Annotated in this window: 18 protein-coding genes, 2 pseudogenes and 2 riboswitches; of the genes and pseudogenes, 8 read left to right on the top strand and 12 right to left on the bottom strand. The window is 64.9% G+C overall.

Annotated features, from left to right (window positions below; genetic code table 11):
* Positions 1-28: 28 nt before the first annotated feature.
* Together ACTDI4_RS00730 and ACTDI4_RS00725 are read left to right on the top strand one after the other, a co-directional pair.
* On the top strand, positions 29-622 hold the full coding sequence (locus tag ACTDI4_RS00730; protein WP_442839299.1) for a helix-turn-helix domain-containing protein: 594 nt from the start codon (positions 29-31) through the stop codon (positions 620-622).
* Positions 597-1,334 carry a glutamine amidotransferase gene (locus ACTDI4_RS00725; RefSeq protein ID WP_442839298.1) on the top strand — a complete coding sequence of 246 codons (738 nt, stop codon included), beginning with the start codon at positions 597-599 and terminating at the stop codon, positions 1,332-1,334. Before ACTDI4_RS00730 ends, ACTDI4_RS00725 begins: the two co-directional genes overlap by 26 nt.
* A gap of 37 nt (positions 1,335-1,371) precedes the next feature.
* Here ACTDI4_RS00725 and ACTDI4_RS00720 read toward each other — a convergent pair whose 3' ends face one another.
* From ACTDI4_RS00720 to ACTDI4_RS00675, 10 genes and pseudogenes are all read right to left on the bottom strand, one after another.
* The gene (locus ACTDI4_RS00720; RefSeq protein WP_442839297.1) at positions 1,372-2,763 is read right to left on the bottom strand and encodes a glutamine synthetase family protein; all 1,392 of its coding nucleotides are present in this window, start codon (positions 2,761-2,763) and stop codon (positions 1,372-1,374) included.
* A 21-nt stretch (positions 2,764-2,784) separates the two neighbouring features.
* Positions 2,785-3,867 (bottom strand): branched-chain amino acid ABC transporter permease, encoded by a 1,083-nt coding sequence (locus tag ACTDI4_RS00715; RefSeq protein ID WP_442839296.1) that lies wholly within the window; start codon positions 3,865-3,867, stop codon positions 2,785-2,787.
* A gap of 2 nt (positions 3,868-3,869) precedes the next feature.
* A complete protein-coding gene (locus ACTDI4_RS00710) occupies positions 3,870-4,763 on the bottom strand; it encodes a branched-chain amino acid ABC transporter permease (protein WP_442839295.1) in 894 nt (297 codons plus the stop codon).
* A 4-nt stretch (positions 4,764-4,767) separates the two neighbouring features.
* Positions 4,768-5,466 carry an ABC transporter ATP-binding protein gene (locus ACTDI4_RS00705; protein WP_442839461.1) on the bottom strand — a complete coding sequence of 233 codons (699 nt, stop codon included), beginning with the start codon at positions 5,464-5,466 and terminating at the stop codon, positions 4,768-4,770.
* Between the two features lie 13 nt (positions 5,467-5,479).
* Positions 5,480-6,634: an ABC transporter substrate-binding protein gene (locus ACTDI4_RS00700; protein ID WP_442839294.1), complete on the bottom strand. Its 1,155-nt coding sequence runs from the start codon at positions 6,632-6,634 to the stop codon at positions 5,480-5,482.
* 32 nt (positions 6,635-6,666) lie between these two features.
* Complete coding sequence (locus ACTDI4_RS00695) at positions 6,667-7,392, bottom strand: ABC transporter ATP-binding protein (protein WP_442839293.1); 726 nt, start codon at positions 7,390-7,392, stop codon at positions 6,667-6,669.
* 365 nt (positions 7,393-7,757) lie between these two features.
* Positions 7,758-8,681 carry an SRPBCC family protein gene (locus ACTDI4_RS00690; protein ID WP_442839292.1) on the bottom strand — a complete coding sequence of 308 codons (924 nt, stop codon included), beginning with the start codon at positions 8,679-8,681 and terminating at the stop codon, positions 7,758-7,760.
* A complete protein-coding gene (locus ACTDI4_RS00685; protein ID WP_442839291.1) occupies positions 8,678-9,019 on the bottom strand; it encodes an ArsR/SmtB family transcription factor in 342 nt (113 codons plus the stop codon). Before ACTDI4_RS00685 ends, ACTDI4_RS00690 begins: the two co-directional genes overlap by 4 nt.
* A 194-nt stretch (positions 9,020-9,213) precedes the next feature.
* Positions 9,214-9,348, bottom strand: a pseudogene (locus tag ACTDI4_RS00680) (3-oxoadipyl-CoA thiolase); the annotation flags it as partial.
* A gap of 155 nt (positions 9,349-9,503) precedes the next feature.
* Positions 9,504-11,255 carry a dynamin family protein gene (locus tag ACTDI4_RS00675; protein WP_442839290.1) on the bottom strand — a complete coding sequence of 584 codons (1,752 nt, stop codon included), beginning with the start codon at positions 11,253-11,255 and terminating at the stop codon, positions 9,504-9,506.
* Positions 11,256-11,296: 41 nt separating this feature from the next.
* Positions 11,297-11,357, bottom strand: a riboswitch (Fluoride riboswitch).
* A gap of 88 nt (positions 11,358-11,445) precedes the next feature.
* A riboswitch (Fluoride riboswitch) is annotated at positions 11,446-11,506 on the top strand.
* Between the two features lie 55 nt (positions 11,507-11,561).
* On the opposite strand from ACTDI4_RS00675, the gene ppa reads away from it, so the two are divergent.
* Positions 11,562-12,095, top strand: coding sequence for an inorganic diphosphatase (gene ppa / locus ACTDI4_RS00670; RefSeq protein WP_442839289.1), 534 nt, complete (start codon positions 11,562-11,564; stop codon positions 12,093-12,095).
* A 171-nt stretch (positions 12,096-12,266) separates the two neighbouring features.
* Here the strand turns inward: ppa and ACTDI4_RS00665 are convergent, their stop codons facing one another.
* The gene (locus ACTDI4_RS00665) at positions 12,267-12,644 is read right to left on the bottom strand and encodes an RNA pyrophosphohydrolase (protein WP_442839460.1); all 378 of its coding nucleotides are present in this window, start codon (positions 12,642-12,644) and stop codon (positions 12,267-12,269) included.
* Positions 12,645-12,719: 75 nt separating this feature from the next.
* Here ACTDI4_RS00665 and istA point away from each other — a divergent pair, with 75 nt between their 5' ends.
* Positions 12,720-14,288, top strand: coding sequence for an IS21 family transposase (istA, locus tag ACTDI4_RS00660; protein ID WP_442839288.1), 1,569 nt, complete (start codon positions 12,720-12,722; stop codon positions 14,286-14,288).
* The gene (gene istB, locus ACTDI4_RS00655; protein WP_442839287.1) at positions 14,221-14,955 is read left to right on the top strand and encodes an IS21-like element helper ATPase IstB; all 735 of its coding nucleotides are present in this window, start codon (positions 14,221-14,223) and stop codon (positions 14,953-14,955) included. Before istA ends, istB begins: the two co-directional genes overlap by 68 nt.
* A 212-nt stretch (positions 14,956-15,167) precedes the next feature.
* On the opposite strand, the pseudogene ACTDI4_RS00650 reads toward istB, so the two are convergent.
* Positions 15,168-15,504: pseudogene (locus tag ACTDI4_RS00650) on the bottom strand (DDE-type integrase/transposase/recombinase); the annotation flags it as partial.
* A 313-nt stretch (positions 15,505-15,817) separates the two neighbouring features.
* Between ACTDI4_RS00650 and ACTDI4_RS00645 the strand changes: the two are divergent.
* From ACTDI4_RS00645 to ACTDI4_RS00635, 3 genes are all read left to right on the top strand, one after another.
* The gene (locus tag ACTDI4_RS00645) at positions 15,818-17,236 is read left to right on the top strand and encodes a tyrosine-type recombinase/integrase (protein ID WP_442839286.1); all 1,419 of its coding nucleotides are present in this window, start codon (positions 15,818-15,820) and stop codon (positions 17,234-17,236) included.
* A 186-nt stretch (positions 17,237-17,422) separates the two neighbouring features.
* Positions 17,423-17,764, top strand: a complete 342-nt coding sequence (locus ACTDI4_RS00640) for a zinc ribbon domain-containing protein YjdM (protein WP_442839285.1) — start codon at positions 17,423-17,425, stop codon at positions 17,762-17,764.
* Positions 17,765-17,987: 223 nt separating this feature from the next.
* Positions 17,988-19,007, top strand: a complete 1,020-nt coding sequence (locus ACTDI4_RS00635; protein ID WP_442839284.1) for an LLM class flavin-dependent oxidoreductase — start codon at positions 17,988-17,990, stop codon at positions 19,005-19,007.
* The last annotated feature ends 49 nt before the right edge of the window (positions 19,008-19,056 follow it).

Raw genomic sequence — 19,056 nt, 5'->3', positions numbered from 1 at the left:
TGGAATCGCAACTATGTCGGAAGGTGGAATGACGCACGATCTGGGTGAGGCCATACGCCAGACGCGCAAGCGTCTGAAGCTGACCTTGCGCGATCTGAGCGAGCGCTCCGGGCTTCCTGTTTCACAACTTTCGAAACTGGAAAACGGCAAGCAGCGCATTTCCGTCGACCTCGCGCTGAAGATCGCCGGCGTGCTGCAGGTGCCGGTCACGTCGTTTCTGGCCCGGCCCCGCGCCACCCCGCAGGCGCGCCGGTCGATCACCCGCGCGGGAACCGGAACGCTCCACGAAACCAGAGGCCTTACCTTCGAGGTCCTGTGCAGCGACTTCCGCGACAAGAGCAATCTGTTCTGGACCGTGACGGTCACGGGCCGGACCCTGGACGAGACCGGCGGGTGGCGCTCGCATTCGGGCGAGGAATTCCTGCAGGTGCTGTCCGGCTCGCTCGAACTTCACACCCGCTATTACGAACCGCTTATCCTGAACAAGGGCGACAGCATCCTGTTCGATGGCGAGATGGACCATGGCTATGTCTGCGCCGGCGACGATCCGGCCGTCCTTCTCATGTCCAATTCGATGATTTCACCGCTCGCTGCGGATGTTCCGGTGCCTCATGAAAACTGACAAACCGTTCCTCATCCTCAAGGCGGGCTCGCTCAGGCCCCTTTGCCCATCGTTCGTGGAAATGTTCGGCGATACCGAGCACACTTTCCTGTCCAGTTCGGGACTGACTGAACACACCGCCCGTACCGTTGACATCGAAGCCGGTGCGGCGCTTCCCGCATCGCCGCACGACTTTGCCGGCATCATGGTGTCCGGCTCGGCGGCGATGGTCAGCACCGAGGCCCCCTGGATGCTCGAAAGCGGCAGGTGGCTGCGTCGGGCGATCGAGCAGGATGTCCCGGTTCTCGGCATCTGCTTCGGTCATCAATTGCTGGCGCATGCCCTTGGCGGCATCGTCGGAAAAAACCCCGCCGGGCTCGAAGGCGGCACGGTGGAGGTCGAGTTCGACACAGGCGAGGACCCGCTGTTCGGGACAATGCCCGGCCGCGCCGATTTACAGGTGCACCACTACGAGACGGTCCTGGAACCGCCCGCCGGCTCGCAGGTGCTCGCGCGCAGCGAGCGGGACAGGTTCCAGGTTCTGCGCCATGCTCCCCGCGCCTGGGGCGTGCAGTTCCATCCCGAACTGACCATGCCGATGATGGAAATGCTGATGGACACGCTGGCGACCGAAGACGACCCGCACGGCCATGCCGAAATGCGGGATACGTTGCGGCCCACGCCGGAAGGTCCGAACCTGCTGCGGCGCTTCGTTTCCTTCGCGCGCGGCTGAACGCAGAAAGGGCCGAGTTTCGCCGGCCCTTTTCAGGTCACACGAAGTAGCGCTGCCACTCGAAATCGGTGATCCGCTGGGACTGCCAGGTCTCGAATGCGACAACCTCGTTGCGGCGGCTGTCCGCGTAGTGGTCGCGGAACGTTTCGCCGAACGCCTCGGCGCAGAAGCCGGAGGCTGCGAAATCCTCGACAGACGCCGCCAAGGTCGACTGCAACTGCTCCACCGCGCCGTCGGGCGCGATGCCGGTCTGCGGCGGCGGCGGCGTCATCCGCTCCTCGATGCCTTCCGCACCGGCCGCCAGCATCGCGGCGATGGCCAGGTACGGGTTGACGTCCGCTCCCGGGACCCGGTGCTCGAAACGGCAGGCCGAGGGGGAAGGCGTCGTGATGGCGCGGATGGCCGCGGTCCGGTTCTCATAACCCCAGCTCACATCCGTCGGCGACCAGGCGAAACGGTCGAAGCGGCGATAGGAGTTGATGGTCGGGCGGAAGAAAACATGCGTCTCGCGCATGCGCCTCAGGAGGCCGGCAAGGAACTGGTCGCCGACCGTGGAAAGCGCGTTGACGCCGGCGGCCATGACCGGCTTTTCGTCCTGCCACAGGCTGAGATGATGATGCGCGCCGCAGGCGCTTTCCCGGCCGGGCGGCTGGAAGCGGGTCATGAAGGTGGCCACGAGGCCGCGCTCGGCGCACAGTTCCTGCAGATGCACCTTGGCGCGCACGGCGTCGTCGGCCGCCTCGACCGCAGGCTTCGGCGTCAGCGCGAATTCATACATGCCGTAGCCATATTCGGTGACGAAGGAAGCCACGCCGATGCCCAGCGATTCCATGCGTTTCATGAACTCTGCCACGAAATCCTGATAGTCGCCGCCGCGCACCAGGTTGTAGTTCACCAGCGAATGACCCCAGGGCTTCAGCTCGCGGTGGCGGCCGTGCTGCATCAGCGGTTCATCGACATGGAAGATGCCGAACTCGTATTCGAGCGCCACCTTGGCGGTATAGCCCTGCGCACGCAGGCGCGCATCCGCCTGCTGGAGTATGTAACGCGGGTCCAGCACGCAGGGCGTGCCGTCCAGCATGTAGCCGGTGGAGATCACCGACGCGGTGTCCGGACGCCAGCCATGGTGCCGGATCGACGCCGGGTCGGCCACGGCCTGGATGTTGGGATAGCCGTTGCCCTCATGTGCGATCGGCGAGGCAAAGACGGTGTCGCCGGTCGGCTGGCCATCGCCATGCGAGACGCAGTAGAGAATGCCGTTGAGCGCATCGCCGGAAGCGGAGAACTTGAGCGGCGAGATCTTCGAACGAAAGCCACCGGCCATATCGACCATGTGACCTTGCAAAAACTTCACCCCCGCCGCCTTGAGCCGCTTGTATTGCGCTTCATACGCGGCCGCGTGGGCCGCCGCCTGCTCGGCTAGGTTCATGCTTTCTTTTCTCCTGTTCGGTCACCGGCCGCCGCGAACGCGCCTGAGCGCTCTGGTCAGCATTTCATCCAATTCATAGGGACCGCAGATGCCTTGCGGGCGCAGCGACATGCACAAGACGATCACCGCGCCGAGTGCGACGCCGGAAAGGCCGAGCATTGCCGGCAGCTCGATGCCGGCCACCGTGACGCCGCTTTCGAGGCTGCGGATCATCTCCAGCCCGATGGACAGGATCAGCGTGCCGGCGACGGCGCCGGTCACCGTACCCATGCCGCCAAGGATCAGCATGGCCAGCGTCATGAACACCTGCTGAAAGTAGAAGATGCGCGGGCTGATCGTGCCGGCGAGCAGCGCGTAGAGCACGCCCGCCAAGGCGCAGATCAGCGCCGACAAGAGCCAAGCCTGCCGCCGCAGCGCCCTGGCATCGATGGCAAGCGCGTCCGCCGCCTGCGCGTTTTGCGCCGTGGCGCGCAGTTGCAGCCCGTTGGGACTTTCGCGGAACAGACGCGCGATGACTATGACGGCAACCGTGCAGCCCAGGACGCCGGGCAGGCCGACGACCTGCGGTATGCCGAAGAAACCCTGATTGCCCTTGAACAGGGCCGGCCAATGCAGGAACATCGAATGCACGACGATGAGAAAGGCCAGGCTGACGATGGTCGCGGCAATACCGGACAGGCGCGCGATCACCCGTCCGGAAGCCATGGCCACGATGGCGACGATAGCGAGAGAAACGGCGACCGCGAGGAGCGGATGAAGTTGCACCTGCGCCAGCCCAAGCGGCGCATTCGGGATCGAAAGCCGCTTCATCATCACGGGCGTGGCCAAGATGGCCATGCCGTAGGCGCCGAGCCCGACAAACGCGCTGTGGCCGAGATGCGCGACTCCCGAATTGCCCATGAACACCTGCAGGCCAACCACGATGATGAGGTTGATGGCCGCGGTCGCGGCAAGGTTCTGATGGTAGTTCGGCGCAAGCATCATGACGGCCAGGCCGATCAGGAGCACCGGCAGCGCAGTGACAAGCCCGCCGCCAAAACCCGTCAGCCACCATGGCCTTCTTGGCGCCGCCCGACCGGACATGCTGGAAACCGCATCGACCATGCTCAGAATTCCTTGTCGCCCAATTCGCGCCGCGCGCCGAACAGGCCCTCCGGCTTGTAGAGCAGGATCAGCGTCACGATGACGTAGGTGAGCGCCTCTTTCAGGCCGCCCATTTCCTGGGGGAGCGCCGCAAGCAGGCCGACCTCGATAAAGCCCAGAAGTATGCCGCCGGCGGCGGCGCCGACAAGCGAGCCGAAACCCCCGATGACGCAGGCCACGAAAGCCTTCAGTACCAGTGAAAAACCCATGTCCGGCGTTACGCCGCCCCGCCGCGCCAGTATGAACACGCAGGCAATGCCCGCCAGAGCGCCCGAAATGGCGAAGGCGGCGGCGATCACGCGGTTGGCGCGGATGCCCATGAGGCGCACGGTCGAGAAGTCGCGCGAGGCCGCGCGCATCGCGATGCCCAGCGTCGAGCGGTTGAGGAAAAGCACCAGAGCGGCCATAGCGACGGCCGCGATCACGAATTCCATCACCTGCAACGAGGAAACGGCATAGGGGCCCAGATGCCAGGTCGTGCTCATCCCGTTGAACAGAGAGAATGCCTGCGGGCGCGGCGAGATCAGGAGTTGGAACAGGTTCTGCAGGAAGATGCTGACGCCAAACGCGGTCAGCAGGCCCGTCGTCGTCGGTGCGTTGCGCACGGGACGGAACGCGACGCGTTCAAGGGCGACGGAGACGACCATCGCCGCCAGAACCGCGAGCACGACGGCGGCGCCCGGCGAGCCGAGGCCCGCGGCCAGGAATACCGTGTAGGCGGAGGCGCCGATGACCTCGCCATGGGCAAAGTTGACGAGCCCCATGATGGAAAAGACAACTGCGAGGCCGAGTGCGACGAGCGCATATTCGGAGCCGAAGGCAAGCGCGTTGACCAGTTGCTGGACCAGATATTCCATGGTCTCAACTTCTCAGATACATGGCCATGAGGTCGGACCCCACAAGTTCGGACGCGGGCCCCGCATAGGAGGTCTGTCCCGTGGCGAGCACATAGACGCGATCGGCGAAGCGCATCGCCTGCGCGGCGTTCTGTTCCACAAGAAGCACGGTCATGCCCTCTGCCTTGAGGCGGCCGATGAAATCGAAGATACGGGCGACGATCAGCGGCGCGAGGCCGAGCGAAGGTTCGTCCAGGAGCAGGAGCTTCGGGCGGCTCATCAGGGCGCGCGCAATCGCGAGCATCTGCTGCTCACCGCCGGAAAGCGTGCCGGCCGGCTGGTCGTAGCGTTCGGCAAGTACGGGAAACAGCTCAAGATATCGCGCCATATCGGCGCGCATCGCGGTCGAATCCTTCCGCGTGGCCGCGCCGAGGCGCAAATTCTCGGCCACCGACAGGTTGGCGAACACGCGGCGCCCTTCCGGCGACGCGGCGATGCCGCGCTCGACCCGCATTTCGGCCGGCATCCGCGTTATGTCCGCACCGTCGAACATCACCTTGCCGCTGCACGGCACCAGGCCGGTGATCGCTCCGATGGTCGAGGATTTGCCGGCGCCGTTGGGCCCCAGCAGCGCAACAAGCTCCCCTGCCGCGACCGTCAGGTCGAGACCGTGCACGGCCCGCACGGGGCCGTAGTCGACAGTCAATCCTTCCAGCCGCAGCAAGGCGCTCATCCGCTTATCGCCAGGAGGGGACGAAAGACGGGTTGGAGTCCGAGACAAGGACGCGCTTGCCGTCCTTGAATCCGATCACGGGCACGGTCTTGACCGGGAAACCGCCATTCTCGGCATAGGAGATCACCGGCGCGGTTATGCCCGGATTGCCGCCTTCGGCCCGCAAGGCCTTGCGGATCTCCACGGGATCGACCGAACCGGCCTTGACCGCTGCAGCGTGCGTTTCCAGCACCATGTCGGCACCCAACGCATCGAAGATGCCCTGCACCTTGAAGCCGGCCGCCTTGCACCCGGCGAGGAAGGCATCGATTTCACTGTCCAGGCCGGTGGGCCCATGGGTGGCGAAGATCACCTTTTCGAGCGCCGCAGCGTCGCCGACAGAGCCCTCCAGCGAGGGATCGTCGAAACCGTCCGTGCCCACGATCCAGCCGTCATAGCCGTTGGCCTTCAACTGGCGGATCAGGATGCCGACATCCGGCAGCATCGAGGAAATCATGAACACGTCAGGCACGGGGTCCATCGCCTTGAGCCGCGCGATCTGCGGCGACCAGTCCGTGGTGCCGAGCGAATGGGTCAGTTCGCCGACCACCTTGCCGCCATGATGTTCGAAAGCCTGGCCGAACCAGCGGGGCAGCATCTCGGACCAGGAACCCGCATCGGCCGAGGTGACGATGACGGCCGTGCGTGCGCCCGCCTTGTAGACGGCTTCGGCCGTGGCCGCGCCGTTGACCGGATCGGGAACCGCACCGGCCAGGAAATTGTCGAAGCCGGCGACCTGCATCTCGACCTGCGTGTTCGGCGTCGAGAACACGGTCGCCCCGTAATTCGCGGCGAGTTGCGACAGCGGAATGAGCGAATCCGGGAACGGGATGCCGGTGATGACCTGTGCGCCCTGATCGAGGAATTTCTGCGCGATGGAGACGGAAAGCTGCGGCTCCGAGCGGGTGTCCTCCACCAGCAGCGTGATCTTCGGGCCCTCGCCGGCCTTGTTCAGCTTGTCGGCCATGCAGCGCGCGCCCTCGACCTCGGCATATGGCGCGTATGGCCCGGTCAGCGAAGCAGCCAGGCCGATCTTGATCTCGGCGTCGTCAGCGAAAGCCCCGCCGCACAAAACCAGCGCAGCGCCCAGCGCCATGCCTATCGTTGGAATGCGTTTCATGTCTTCATCTCCCCTAGCCAAGCTGTTGGTCTTCACACTGCCGCTTCCGGGCCCACATAGACCTCGATCACCTTCGGGTCCTTCCAGACCGCCTCCGGTTCGCCCACGGCGATCGATCGCCCTTGATCCATCACGAAAATCCGTGCGCAGATGCTGTTGATGAAGCGCAAATCGTGGTCGATCACCACGATACCGGCCCCTGTCCTTTCGCAAATGGCGGAAATCGTCTGCCCCAGACGCTTGGTCTCCTCGTCATTGAGGCCGGCTGCGGGTTCGTCCAGCATCAGGATGTCGGGCGCGGTCGCCATTGCGCGCGCGATTTCCATCCAGCGCTGGGTGCCGTAGGGCAGGCTGCCTGCCGCAGCGTCGGCCAGTTCGGCAAGCCCGAACTCGGCGAGCAGGACGTCGACATCTACATTGGCAGCCTTTTGCGGGCGCAACTGGCGGCAGCGCAGGAATGCCACCTCGACATTCTGGCGGACGGTGAGTTCGCGAAAGACGCGCAGGTTCTGAAACGTCCTGGCGATGCCGGCATCGGAAATCCGCTGCGGATCGCGACCCGCGATCTCGCGCCCATCCAGCACGATGCTGCCCATGTCTGGCTTGAGAAAGCCGGTGACGACATTGACGAGGGTCGACTTGCCGGCGCCGTTGGGTCCGATCAGGCCGACGATTTCGCCGGCAGAGCATTCCAGCGTCGCGCCGGAAAGGGCACGCACCCCGCCAAATGCCTTCTCGATCCCCGTAGCGGACAGCACGCCCGATCTCCTCGTTCCCCAAAAGCTCCGGCTGTACGCCGGATGTTTGTCGAAAGAGGTTAGGCTGCTAAATGCAAAGCCACAACATGAATTTTCGATTATAGCAATTTTTGTCTTCGATAGAAAATACCGCTATTTCGGGCAATTCTGCGATTTCCGTTATGTTGACGTCTTGGCCGGCCCGATCCCAGCCCTCCAAAGTTCGGCATCCCCGGCAAGACGTCGGCGTATGGTTTCTTGTCTACCGAAGCCTGATCGATGCAGGTTGCCTCCCGCTGCGGTGGCCTCTCATACGGCGGAAGCCTGCCGCGGCCATACTCGAGGAAGCCTGCGTCTCTCTCCGAACCGGCGCGAACCTGACCACGTCAGCGCGATGTAACGAAGCGCTCCAGTTTGCCCAGGGTTTGCAGACCCAGTTCGATGGCACCGAAGCCCTTCGCCTCCTGGAACTCGGCAGCCGTGTTGAGCACCATGCCCAGCGTGACCTTCGTCGCTCCGTCCTGATCTTCCAGCGAGGCCCAGGCGTCGGCATGTTTCGGCCCGTTCTCGCCCCATAGCAGCGTATAGCCGATCTTTTCTTCCGGCCGGACCTCGACGTAGAGATGATGGTTCGGGAAGACAGTGCCGTCAGGCGCGATCATGTCGAATACCCACTCGCCGCCCGTTCGCAGGTCGATCCTCTTCGTGCGGCAGGAGAATCCGTCCGGCCCCCACCATTGCGGCAGCGCCTCGGGGTTCATCCACGCGCCCCACACGATGGACCGAGGCGCCTGAATCACCCGCTGCAGCACCATGGTCCGCTCGGCGACTGAGGCGAGATTGTCCAGTCCCGCGCCGAAGCCCTGTCGATAGCCGGCCTCCATATCCTCGCCCAGCGAGGAAAGCTGCACCGTCACGGTCAGCCGGCTGCGCTCGTTGGTGCCCGAGAAGTCGGCCGTCACCAGCGCCGCCGATTGGGTCACGCCCTCGGACGAGATGACCTCGTAGTTCACGCTGCGCACCGCCGGTTGCAACTCCAGCCAACCGCATTCACAACGGATGTCCGGTTGGCCTTTGACCTTGCAGAGCGAGACCTCGCGTCCGCCCATCCTGGTATCGGCCTCCAGAAATTCCACATTCACCGACGGCGTCGGCGCGGCCCAGACGGCGCGTGCGGCCGGGGCAGTCCAGGCCTGCCACAGCGTCGACAAGGGCGCGGCCACGTCCCGCTCGAAAGTCAGCGTCGCAAAGCGGCCCTGCGCATGATCACGCGCCGCAGGCATGTTGTCGGGATTCAGGTTCGGTGTCATTCTGCGCGTTCCTTCATCACGTTCATCACGAATGCATCCAGCCGGTCGAGCCGGGCTTCCCAGATGGTCCGCTGTTCCTCGAGCCAAGTCCGCACCGGGTCCAGGGCCTCGGGTACGACGGCGCAGGTGCGTATCCGCCCGTCCTTGGACGTGGCGATCAACCCTGCTTCCTCCAGCACGGAAAGATGCCGCATCACCGTGGGCAGACGCAGGCCCGTGGGGCCGGCCAGATCGGTCACCCGCGCTGGCCCTTCGGCGAGCCGGGTCAGGATCGATCGACGGGTCGGGTCGGCCAGAGCGTGGAAGAGCAGCGAGAGATCGGGATCATGCTTAGCCATGTCGCTAACTATCATACGATTTGCCGACAGCACAAGAGAAAACTTCGTCAAGTTGCTAAGTTTTGATATTGTAGCCTTGAGTTCACTGAGCGAAGTTCCGGTATGGGGGCTTACTCCGGTATTTGGTCGGAGACGCTGGGCGTCTTCGGATTGGCCAGTAATATGGGTTGGACATTGCATCGCCGCTCCCAGTTCAGCCGCGTGCACAGCTTCCTGGTCGCCGGGGCCGGGCCCATGCCCATGATGCGCGGGGCAACGCCGGCGGTGGCGCCGCCGATGACGCGCGCGATCGGCGTCAGGCCATACTTCCTGATCGCAGCTTCCATGGCGGAACCGGCCTGCGCTCGCCCATCCATACGATCCGCCATAGATGGCCGAATTCCCATGACTGGAGGGGACGCGCTCCTGGCCACAGGCGAAAGCTGCCGGCACGCCGCTGTCGCCCTCGTGCAACGGGCACAAGAAGCCGATGGCGGCCTCGATGTCAGGCCTCGGGCTCGACATGGTCGGCATCGATAATAGCGGGGCGTGCCGCAGGCTTCGGGCGGTGCGCTTTCGAAGCGATCGCCCCCGTCTCGAAATTGACGTTTCGGTAGCCGGCCAGCAAAAGGAACGCGCGCTCGGCGGCAGTTTGCTCCTCCTTCGTCTCCAGATAGTGGCGAACCGCATTGTGCTTCAGCGTGAAGCTGCGCATGTCTTCCGAGACGCGTTCCAGAAGGGCCGCATGATGCGCAGCCAGCGCGCGCAGCACCACAGGATCGTCTTGGCTTGCGGCGGCGAGCATGGAAAGATGCGGCAGGCATATGGCCGACAGCCGCGAAAGCGTCTCGGCCGGGGTGTTGCGCATGCGCTCCGCCAGAGCCGCGATGGCCTTTGCCTCGGCCTTGTCGCGCACGCCGCAAAGAACGCATTCGTCATGCGAGGCGGGCTGCGCCGCCGCAATCCCCTTCGATGTCGAGAGCCGCCGTTCCGGGTTTGCCACCGTCCGCAACTGCTCCGCCAGCCGGTCGAGCAGCGGCGGCACGCCGACGCAGGCGCCGTAGGGCGAGGCGATCGATCGATATTCCCATGTGTGGAACACACAGAAACCCGATCGTGCGGCGAATTTCGCCCGTTGGGCGCCATCGGCGACAAGGTCGTACTGATAGCGCCGCAGAAACTCCCACATGGCATCGTCAACCTTCGCGCAGATCTCGCAGGAGCGGAGCTGCCGTAAGGTGAAAGCGGTTTCCTCCGCTTCCAGCGGCGGATCCGCGCATGACACCCTGTCGCTGCGCCGGTCGAACCTCCGGACCAGCGAGTCGACCCGCCCAAGCAGGTCTGCGATACCCTGCGAGTGCGCATGCGGCTCCAACAGGTCGCGTATCCGGCCGCACATCCGCGCCAGAAACCGGCTCTGCTTGTGCTCGAGAAGAAAGCTGGTCAGGTGCGCCTCGAATTCCGGCATGCAGCTCGACGCGAGCAGGAACGAATCGTGCCCCAGCTTCGCCGCCAGTCCGTCGCGGGCCGAGACGGAGAAGACCGGCGGCACGGCGTCGCCGAAACGCGCCCGCAATTGTCCGCGCACGAAGTCCCCGACCTCGCGCCGTTCGTCGTCCGACACGATATCGTGCTTGTTGATGACGACGAAGACGCGCAGGCCGGTATCGGCCGCCGCCCGGCAAAGCCGGATCTCCTCCTCCGAAAGCGGGCTTTCATAGCTCGTCACCAGCACCAGCGCGTCGGCCTCCGGCAGGAACGTTTCCGTCGTCAGCGTGTTTTCGGCAATGGCCGAACCCAGCCCGGGCGTATCGACGAAGTAGAAGCCGCGGCGCAGGATCTGCGCGGGCAGCTCGACGTTGGCGGCGGCGATGCCGAGCGCATTTGCGGGGTTGCCCTGCTGGGTGACATATCGGGCCAGATCCTCCATGGCGATCTCGATATCGAGATGCGTCCCCCGATATGCGAGGGTGACCTTCTCATGGGTGCCATAGCGGACCGTGGTGATGACGGAGGTGAGCGGCACGATGCCGGTCGGCAGCCGGCCGGTGCCGAGCATGGCGTTCATCAGGGACGACTTGCCGCGGTTGAACCTGCCTATGAAGACCAGGTTGAAGCGGTCTTCCGCCAGCCGAGCGAACAGATCCTGGAAACGATCCTTCTGTCCGCCGTCCCGATCCGCCCCCGCCAGCGGCGCCGCCGACCGCAGAATCTCCGCCAAGCCGAACTTGGCCTGCTCGTACTCGCGCAAATCCATAGCGACCACCCTGCCACGGCGACCGGCATCGGTTCGCCCGTTGAACGGCAGGAGTCATCAGCCGGGCGGCGGTTACGGGGGAACTCCATCCCCCGCAGAAGATAGGGTGCGTGCGGTGCGCGGCAATCGTCTCTCCGCAGCTGCGCGTCCGGGCCCTGCGCACTTGCCGACGGGCGGAATGTGCGCCAAATATATCCGCGGGGATGGAGTTCCCCCGTAACCGCCGCCCGGCTGATGACTCCTGCATCCTGATTGTCCGCGGATCGCGTCTTGCGACGCGGGTCCGGCAACCGAGCGAGGCAGGTCATGAATATAGACGCCATTTCGATTGGAAGCCGTTTTCCCGACGAGGTGAACGTCATCATCGAGGTTCCGATCGGCGGCGAGCCGATCAAATACGAGATGGACAAGGAATCGGGCGCGCTGGTCGTTGACCGGTTCCTGTACACGCCGATGCGCTACCCCGGGAACTACGGCTTCATTCCCAAGACGCTGTCGGCCGACGGCGATCCTTGCGATGTGCTTCTTGCAAACAACCGCGCGCTCGTGCCAGGCGCGGTGATCGCCGTGAGACCGATCGGCGTTCTGCTGATGCAGGACGAGGCCGGCCCCGACGAGAAGATCATAGCGGTGCCGACGAACAAGATCACACGCCGCTACGAACATGTGGAAGAGGCGCGGCAGTTGCCCGAGATCACCTTGCAGCAGATCCGGCACTTCTTCGAGCATTACAAGGATCTCGAGCCCGGCAAATGGGTGAAGATCATCGGCTGGGGCGGTGTGACGGAGGCGCGGAAGCTGATCGCCGAAGCGCACGCGCGCTACCGAAGCGCCGTGTGAGGCGGCAAATCGCCATCGCCCGTTCCGGAGCCCCCTCCCCGCCTCATTGCCGCGCCGCCAGATCGAGCTGGCGCGCGCTCGGGAGCGCCAACGGACCGCCGGCATGACATAGGTGCTCCAGGTTCGGGCTATGAACCGCACATGCCTTTCACGCTTGGGGCAAACCGGACCTTATCTCGGCATTTGGGCATCGAACTCTTGAAGGACGGCAAGGTAGAGCGGGCGTTTGAAAGGTACGATCAATCGAACCAGTTCCGCCGGAGAAACCCACTTCCAGTCCGAGAATTCGGGACGTTCGGTGGCGATGTCGATATCCGTGTCCCGGCCCGTGAAGCGCATGAGAAACCATTTCTGCAGTTGTCCGCGCCAGCGGCCGTGAGTTGCGCCGCGCACCACGTCGTCAGGCAGTTCATATTGAAGCCAGGAACCGGTGCTCGTCACGATCTCGACCAGTTTCGTGCCGAGTTCTTCCTGCAGTTCACGTAGTGCGGCGTGCGTCGGGCTTTCCTGTGATTTTTCGTGGAATGAGGACCCTGTTTGAGGGGTAATTTTCGTCCAAACGGGACCCCTTAACGTGGGGTCATCAAAGTGCCTCCGGTTTGATCGGAGGCATTTGTGTTTTGGATGTTGGTTGTGGAGACGATTGCAAAGATACGCCGGCTGTCGCTGGTGCAGGGGAAGTCGATCAAGGCGATCTGCCGGGAGCTGAAGATCTCGCGGAAAGTGGTCCGCAAGGTGCTGCGCTCGGACGAGACGGAGTTCCGGTACGAGCGCAAGCATCAGTCCTATCCTCGCATGGGGGCCTGGCGCGAGAAGCTGGACGGGCTCCTGTCGGCGAATGCAGCGAAGCCGCAGCGGGAACGGCTGACGCTGATCCGGATCTTCGAGGAGCTTCGCGGCCTCGGCTATGACGGCAGCTACAGCTCAGTGTGGCGGCATGCGCAGGATTGGGAAGAGCAACGCGGCAGCGCCGCGGCCGAGGCCTATATCCCGCTGAGCTTTGCGCCCGGCGAAGCCTATCAGTTCGACTGGAGTCACGAGGTCGTCCTGCTGGACGGCGTGACGGTTACGGTGAAGGTGGCGCACATGCGGCTCTGTCATAGCCGCATGTTCTTTGTTCGGGCGTATCCGCGCGAGACGCAGGAGATGGTGTTCGACGCCCATGATCGGGCCTTCGCCTTCTTCCGCGGAACCTGCACGCGCGGCATCTACGACAACATGAAGACGGCGGTGGACGCGATCTTCATCGGCAAGGATCGCCGCTACAACCGCCGCTTCGCGCAGATGTGCGGACATTACCTTGTCGAACCGGAAGCTTGCACGCCGGCGTCGGGTTGGGAGAAGGGCCAGGTCGAGAACCAGGTCGGGCTGGTGCGCGAGCGCTTCTTCACGCCGCGGCTGCGCTTCAAGACGCTGGAGGACCTGAACGGCTGGCTGGCCGACAAATGCGTCTCCTACGCCAAGGCGCACCGGCACCCCGAACAGGACGGCCGCACGATCTGGGAGGTGTTCGAGGAGGAGCGCGGCAGCTTCATCCCCTATGCCGGGCGCTTCGACGGCTTCCACTGCATTCCCGCCTCGGTGTCGAAGACCTGCACGGTGCGCTTCGACAACAACAAATACTCGGTGCTGTCGAGCGCCGTCGGCCGGCCGGTCGAGATCCATGCCTATGCCGATCGGATCGTCATCCGCCAGGACGGCGTGGTCGTGGGCGAACATGCCCGCTGCTTCGGCCGCAACGAGGTGATCTACGACCCTTGGCATTACGTCCCGGTGCTGGCCCGCAAGCCCGGTGGACTGCGCAACGGCGCACCGTTCAAGAATTGGGTTCTGCCGTCGGCCATGGAGAAGGTGCGCCGCAAGCTCAAGGCCGCCGATGACGGCGACCGGCAGATGGTGTCGATCCTCACCTGTGTGCTGAGCGACGGATTGAACGCGGTCGAGGCGGCCTGTCAGGAGGCGCTCGATCACGGCGTCTCGTCGGCGGCGGTGATCCTCAACATCCTGGCCCGCCGCCGCGACCCGGCGCCGGGCACGATCCTTTCCATTCCCCAGGCGCTGAAGCTGGCTCACGAGCCGATCGCCGACTGCGCCCGCTATGACCGTCTAAGGAGAGCAGATAATCATGGAACGCACCGAGGTTCTGGAACTGATGGGCACGCTGAAGCTCTACGGGATGCGATCAGCCTATGACGAGATCATGGGCGTCGCCATCAAGCGGCAGCACGAACCTCCGAAGATCGTCGGCGATCTGCTGCAGGCCGAGATATCGGAGAAGCAGGCCCGCTCCATCAAATACCAGCTCACCGTCGCCAAGCTGCCATTGGCCAAGGACGTCGATGACTTCGACTTCACCGGCACGCCCGTCAACGAGAGCCTGATCCGCGATCTTGCCGGCGGAGCCTTTGTCGCCGATCAGCGTAACGTCGTCCTGGTCGGCGGCACCGGCACGGGCAAATCCCATCTAGCCATCGCCATTGCCCGGGCGCTTATCCGCAACGGCGCGCGCGGCCGCTTCTTCAATGTCGTCGACCTGGTCAACAGGCTGGAGACCGAGACCCGTGCCGGCCGCCAGGGGCGCATTGCCGATCACCTGACCCGGCTCGACTTCGTCGTGCTCGATGAACTGGGCTATCTGCCCTTCGCCCAGGCCGGCGGGCAGTTGCTCTTCCATCTCGTCTCGAAACTCTACGAGCGCACCAGCGTCATCATCACCACCAATCTGGCGTTCGGCGAATGGCCCACCGTCTTCGGCGACGCCAAGATGACCACTGCGCTGCTCGATCGCCTGACGCATCACTGCGAGATCGTCGAGACCGGAAACGAATCCTGGCGCTTCAAGAGCCGCTCTCAAAGCTAAAGCCAAAAACCAACGAACCGCACCCGATCAGGCTGTGCAACCCCGACCAGCTTCGCCTGATCGGGCGCTAACCGCCGTGCCCTTCATCAACCCCAAAACCGGGGTCCCTTTTGCACGAAAATACAGGGTCCCGATTCCACGGTCATTGACAGCTTGGGTTCTGTCGCAAACTCATCTTCGGGGGGACGGATTAACCCCAATGCCCGATGCCGCTATGCAGCGAGGATATCGAACTGCTCGGCAAGTGACGGTGCCGGATTGCAGAAGTACTTTGCCTATCGTTTGCGCATCACGTGAACCATCTCGATGCCGGACAGGATCGTCGCGGCGCAGGTCATCGGTTTGAAGCAGAGCATGGATCGGATCCGGCGCTTGATACGTCGATGATCCTGTTCGATGCGATTGTTGAGGTACTGGCTCTGCCGAATGCTGATTGGTTTCAGCGATCCCCGTGATCGATCTCGGAGGGCCTTTGCCATCGCTGGCAATGATTGCCTCCCGGTTTGTCTGGCTACCATCGATCACAATACGATCTGGTCGGCCATGACGCCAGGCGCCGCCCCATTCGGGATCGGCCTGCACCAGATTGTCCAGCGCATTCAAGGCGCTGCCGGCCAGGAAGGCGGCTTCGATTGGGTCCTCGACCCCCACCCCGTTCCTGGCGCGCGGCGTCGCCGATGCCGGCACGCGCGGGACCGGGATGGTGATGTAGGAGGCGGGCGGAGCTGCCGATTCATCGTGTGCAGCCTCAACGCGATGTGCGGTGTAATCGAGATATTTCGCTCTTATCCGCACGTCCTGTCGCTTCTACACAACGACCGATAATGTTGCCTTATCGTTCGTTATCTGCTTTATAGGGAAAATGGCCTCTCTCGTCGATCAAAACCCCGAAAAGCGGGCTCGGCACGGCTCCGCCCGAGCACAGGAAACGCCACCCCCGGCCGATCGGCAGGCTGTCGACCAGACAGCGCTGGCGGGCTCGGCCGGGCACGATACGCCGCGCGCCGCCGACCTGCCCGACATCGTCGACATGGTGCTGGACATGGGCCGGGCGCCGCAGGCGCCGGCAACCGAAGCCCGCGGCTCCGGCGCCCGGCCCGTCGGGCCTTCGCCATCCTTCGAAAGCTCCGGCGCGGCTTCCGCTGCGCCCGAAGGCGGTCCGGCTGCGCCGCGTTCGGCACGCGATACGCCAGACCATTGGCCAAACCATCGGCCAGATCATCGACTTGCCGCCGGCGAGGGCCGGCCCGGCGGCGCTGTCCCTGCGCCGGTCCAGCCTGCCTTGCCCGCCCATCTCGACGGCCTGGCCGAGCAGGCGCGCGCCTATGTCGAGGCGGCCAGTTCCGCCAACACGCGGCGCGCCTACGCCGCCGACTGGAAGCATTTTGCCGGCTGGTGCCGGCGCCAGGGTTTTGATCCGCTGCCGCCCGATCCGCAGGTGGTCGGGCTCTACATCACCGCGCTCGCCTCCGGCAGTGCCGCGGCCGCGGCTTCGGGGGCCAAAAAATCCGTGGCGACGATCGAGCGGCGGCTGTCGGCACTGGCCTGGAATTTTGCCCAGCGCGGCCAGCGGCTGGACCGGCAGGACCGCGCCATCGCCACCGTCATGGCCGGCATCCGCAATACCCACGCCGCGCCGCCGCGGCAGAAGGAGGCGATCCTGCCGCAGGACCTGATCGCCATGCTGGAGACCTTGAACCGCGGCACGCTGCGCGGCCTGCGCGACCGCGCCATGCTGCTGCTCGGCTTTGCCGGGGCCTTGCGCCGCTCCGAGCTCGTCGGGCTCGATGTCGGCCGAGACCAGACCGGGGACGGCAGCGGCTGGATCGAAGTCTTCCCCGGCAAGGGCGTGCTGGTGACCGTGCGCGGCAAGACCGGCTGGCGCGAGGTCGAGGTCGGCCGGGGGTCCGCGGACGCGACCTGCCCCGTCGTCGCGCTGCAGACCTGGCTGAAGCTCGCGAAGATCGGACATGGGCCGCTGTTCCGCCGCGTCACCGGCCAGGGAAAGAATGTCGGCCCCGAGCGCCTCAACGCCCAGGAGGTCGCCCGCCTGGTCAAGCGCACGGCGCTCGCCGCCGGCGTGCGCGGCGACCTGGCCGAGGGCGAACGTGGCAGGCTGTTTGCCGGCCATTCGCTGCGCGCCGGCCTCGCCTCCTCGGCCGAGGTCGACGAGCGCTACGTGCAGAAGCAGCTCGGCCACGCCAGCGCCGAGATGACGCGCAAATACCAGCGCCGCCGCGACCGCTTCCGGGTGAATCTGACCAAGGCAAGCGGGCTGTAGAGCGGGACCTGATCGCGAAACGCTGCAGATCTTTTCGACGAGCCATGCGCCATGAACAACATGCCGGCGCGAGACGAAAGGCCCGGGACAAGGCATCCCGCTCCAGGTCGGCGCGTCCGAGGGAGGCAGAATGTCGCCCACGCTTGCGGTAGCTCGCAAGCGGCCGACGGGCTATAGGCTGAAGCCATGACCGACAGCCTGCCTCCCTGCCCCGCCTGTTCCTCCGCCTACGCCTATCAGGTGGATGCGCTTCTCAATTGTCCCGAATGCGGCCACGAATGGTCCCCCGGAACGCAGGCCGACGACGCGCATCAGGTTCGTGACAGCGTCGGCAACGTCCTTGCGGACGGCGACACCGTGACCGTGATCAAGGATCTGAAGCTCAAGGGCTCGTCTTCGACGATCAAGGTCGGAACCAAGGTTCGCGGCATTCGTCTCGTCGACGGCGACCACGACATCGACTGCAAGGTCCCGGGCTTCGGCCAGATCGGCCTGAAATCCCAGTTCGTCAAAAAGGTCTCGGAATAGGCACACGGCGGAACCCGCAACGACCGGGTTTTCATTCGACCCACGCAGAAAAGCCCCCTGCCCCGCCTGGCGCGCGGCTGCCTCGCTCGGCCCCGCAGACGGCTTCGCGGGCGCGACCGACGGTTTCGCCGACGGCGGCAGATCGGTCCGCGGACCCTCTCCCATTGCATGGCTGCCGGCCCGGCCCATATATGACCGGTTTGCACCAACCGGGGCCATGCTCGTGAAGAAAATCGGTTTCCTGTCGTTCGGGCACTGGACGCCCTCGCCCCAATCGCAGACCCGCTCGGCTTCGGACGCGCTGTTGCAATCCATAGAGCTGGCCGTGGCGGCCGAGCAACTGGGGGCGGACGGCGCCTATTTCCGGGTGCATCATTTCGCACGCCAGCTCGGCTCTCCCTTCCCGCTTCTGGCAGCGATCGGCGCCAGGACCAGCCGCATAGAGATCGGCACCGCGGTCATCGACATGCGCTACGAGAATCCGCTCTACATGGCCGAGGACGCGGGAGCCGCCGACCTCATCGCCGGCGGCCGCCTGCAGCTCGGCATCAGCCGCGGCTCGCCCGAGCAGGTGATCGACGGCTGGCGCTATTTCGGCCATGTGCCCCAGGAAGGCCAGACCGATGCCGACATGGCCCGCCGGCACGCCGAAGTGCTGCTGGAGGTGTTGCGCGGCCGGGGCTTTGCGCAGCCCAACCCGCGGCCGATGTTTCCCAACCCGCCGGGCCTGTTGCGGCTGGAGCCGCATTCGGAAGGCCTGCGCGAGCGCATCTGGTGGGGGGCGGCCACCAACGCCACCGCCGAATGGGCGGCCAGGCTGGGCATGAACCTGCAAAGCTCCACGCTCAAGTTCGACGAGGGCGGCAAGCCCTTCCATGTGCAGCAGGCCGAGCAGATCCGCGCCTACCGCGCCGCCTGGACGGCAGCCGGCCACCAGCGCCAGCCGCGCGTGTCGGTCAGCCGCTCGATCTTCGCCCTGGTCGACGACCGCGACCGCGCCTATTTCGGCGGCGACGACAGCCAGGACCATTTCGGCTATATCGAGGCGGACACGCGCGCCGTGTTCGGCCGCAGCTATGCCGCCGAGCCGGATGTGCTCGTCGAGCAGTTGAAGGGCGACGAGGCGATCGCCGAGGCCGACACGCTGCTCCTGACCGTGCCCAACCAGCTCGGCGTCGACTACAACGCCCATGTCATCGAGGCGATCCTGACCCACGTCGCCCCCGCGCTCGGCTGGCGCTGAGCCGCGAGGCCGTCCGGCCCGCCTTCTCATCTTCCCCGCGCCGGCAGCC

It is taken from the genome of Mesorhizobium sp. PUT5 (assembly GCF_052216645.1).
Lineage (GTDB): Bacteria > Pseudomonadota > Alphaproteobacteria > Rhizobiales > Rhizobiaceae > Mesorhizobium.
This window is presented reverse-complemented; position numbering and strand designations above follow the sequence as displayed.

What these genes read in the sequence shown, in the direction of transcription:
- ACTDI4_RS00730 (WP_442839299.1), top strand. Translation starts at nt 29, where the DNA reads ATGACGCACGATCTGGGTGAGGCCATACGCCAGACGCGCAAGCGTCTG.
- ACTDI4_RS00725 (WP_442839298.1), top strand. Translation starts at nt 597, where the DNA reads ATGTTCCGGTGCCTCATGAAAACTGACAAACCGTTCCTCATCCTCAAG.
- ACTDI4_RS00720 (WP_442839297.1), bottom strand. Translation starts at nt 2,763, where the DNA reads ATGAACCTAGCCGAGCAGGCGGCGGCCCACGCGGCCGCGTATGAAGCG.
- ACTDI4_RS00715 (WP_442839296.1), bottom strand. Translation starts at nt 3,867, where the DNA reads ATGGTCGATGCGGTTTCCAGCATGTCCGGTCGGGCGGCGCCAAGAAGG.
- ACTDI4_RS00710 (WP_442839295.1), bottom strand. Translation starts at nt 4,763, where the DNA reads ATGGAATATCTGGTCCAGCAACTGGTCAACGCGCTTGCCTTCGGCTCC.
- ACTDI4_RS00700 (WP_442839294.1), bottom strand. Translation starts at nt 6,634, where the DNA reads ATGAAACGCATTCCAACGATAGGCATGGCGCTGGGCGCTGCGCTGGTT.
- ACTDI4_RS00690 (WP_442839292.1), bottom strand. Translation starts at nt 8,681, where the DNA reads ATGACACCGAACCTGAATCCCGACAACATGCCTGCGGCGCGTGATCAT.
- ACTDI4_RS00685 (WP_442839291.1), bottom strand. Translation starts at nt 9,019, where the DNA reads ATGGCTAAGCATGATCCCGATCTCTCGCTGCTCTTCCACGCTCTGGCC.
- ACTDI4_RS00675 (WP_442839290.1), bottom strand. Translation starts at nt 11,255, where the DNA reads ATGGATTTGCGCGAGTACGAGCAGGCCAAGTTCGGCTTGGCGGAGATT.
- ppa (WP_442839289.1), top strand. Translation starts at nt 11,562, where the DNA reads ATGAATATAGACGCCATTTCGATTGGAAGCCGTTTTCCCGACGAGGTG.
- istA (WP_442839288.1), top strand. Translation starts at nt 12,720, where the DNA reads ATGTTGGTTGTGGAGACGATTGCAAAGATACGCCGGCTGTCGCTGGTG.
- istB (WP_442839287.1), top strand. Translation starts at nt 14,221, where the DNA reads ATGGAACGCACCGAGGTTCTGGAACTGATGGGCACGCTGAAGCTCTAC.
- ACTDI4_RS00645 (WP_442839286.1), top strand. Translation starts at nt 15,818, where the DNA reads ATGGCCTCTCTCGTCGATCAAAACCCCGAAAAGCGGGCTCGGCACGGC.
- ACTDI4_RS00640 (WP_442839285.1), top strand. Translation starts at nt 17,423, where the DNA reads ATGACCGACAGCCTGCCTCCCTGCCCCGCCTGTTCCTCCGCCTACGCC.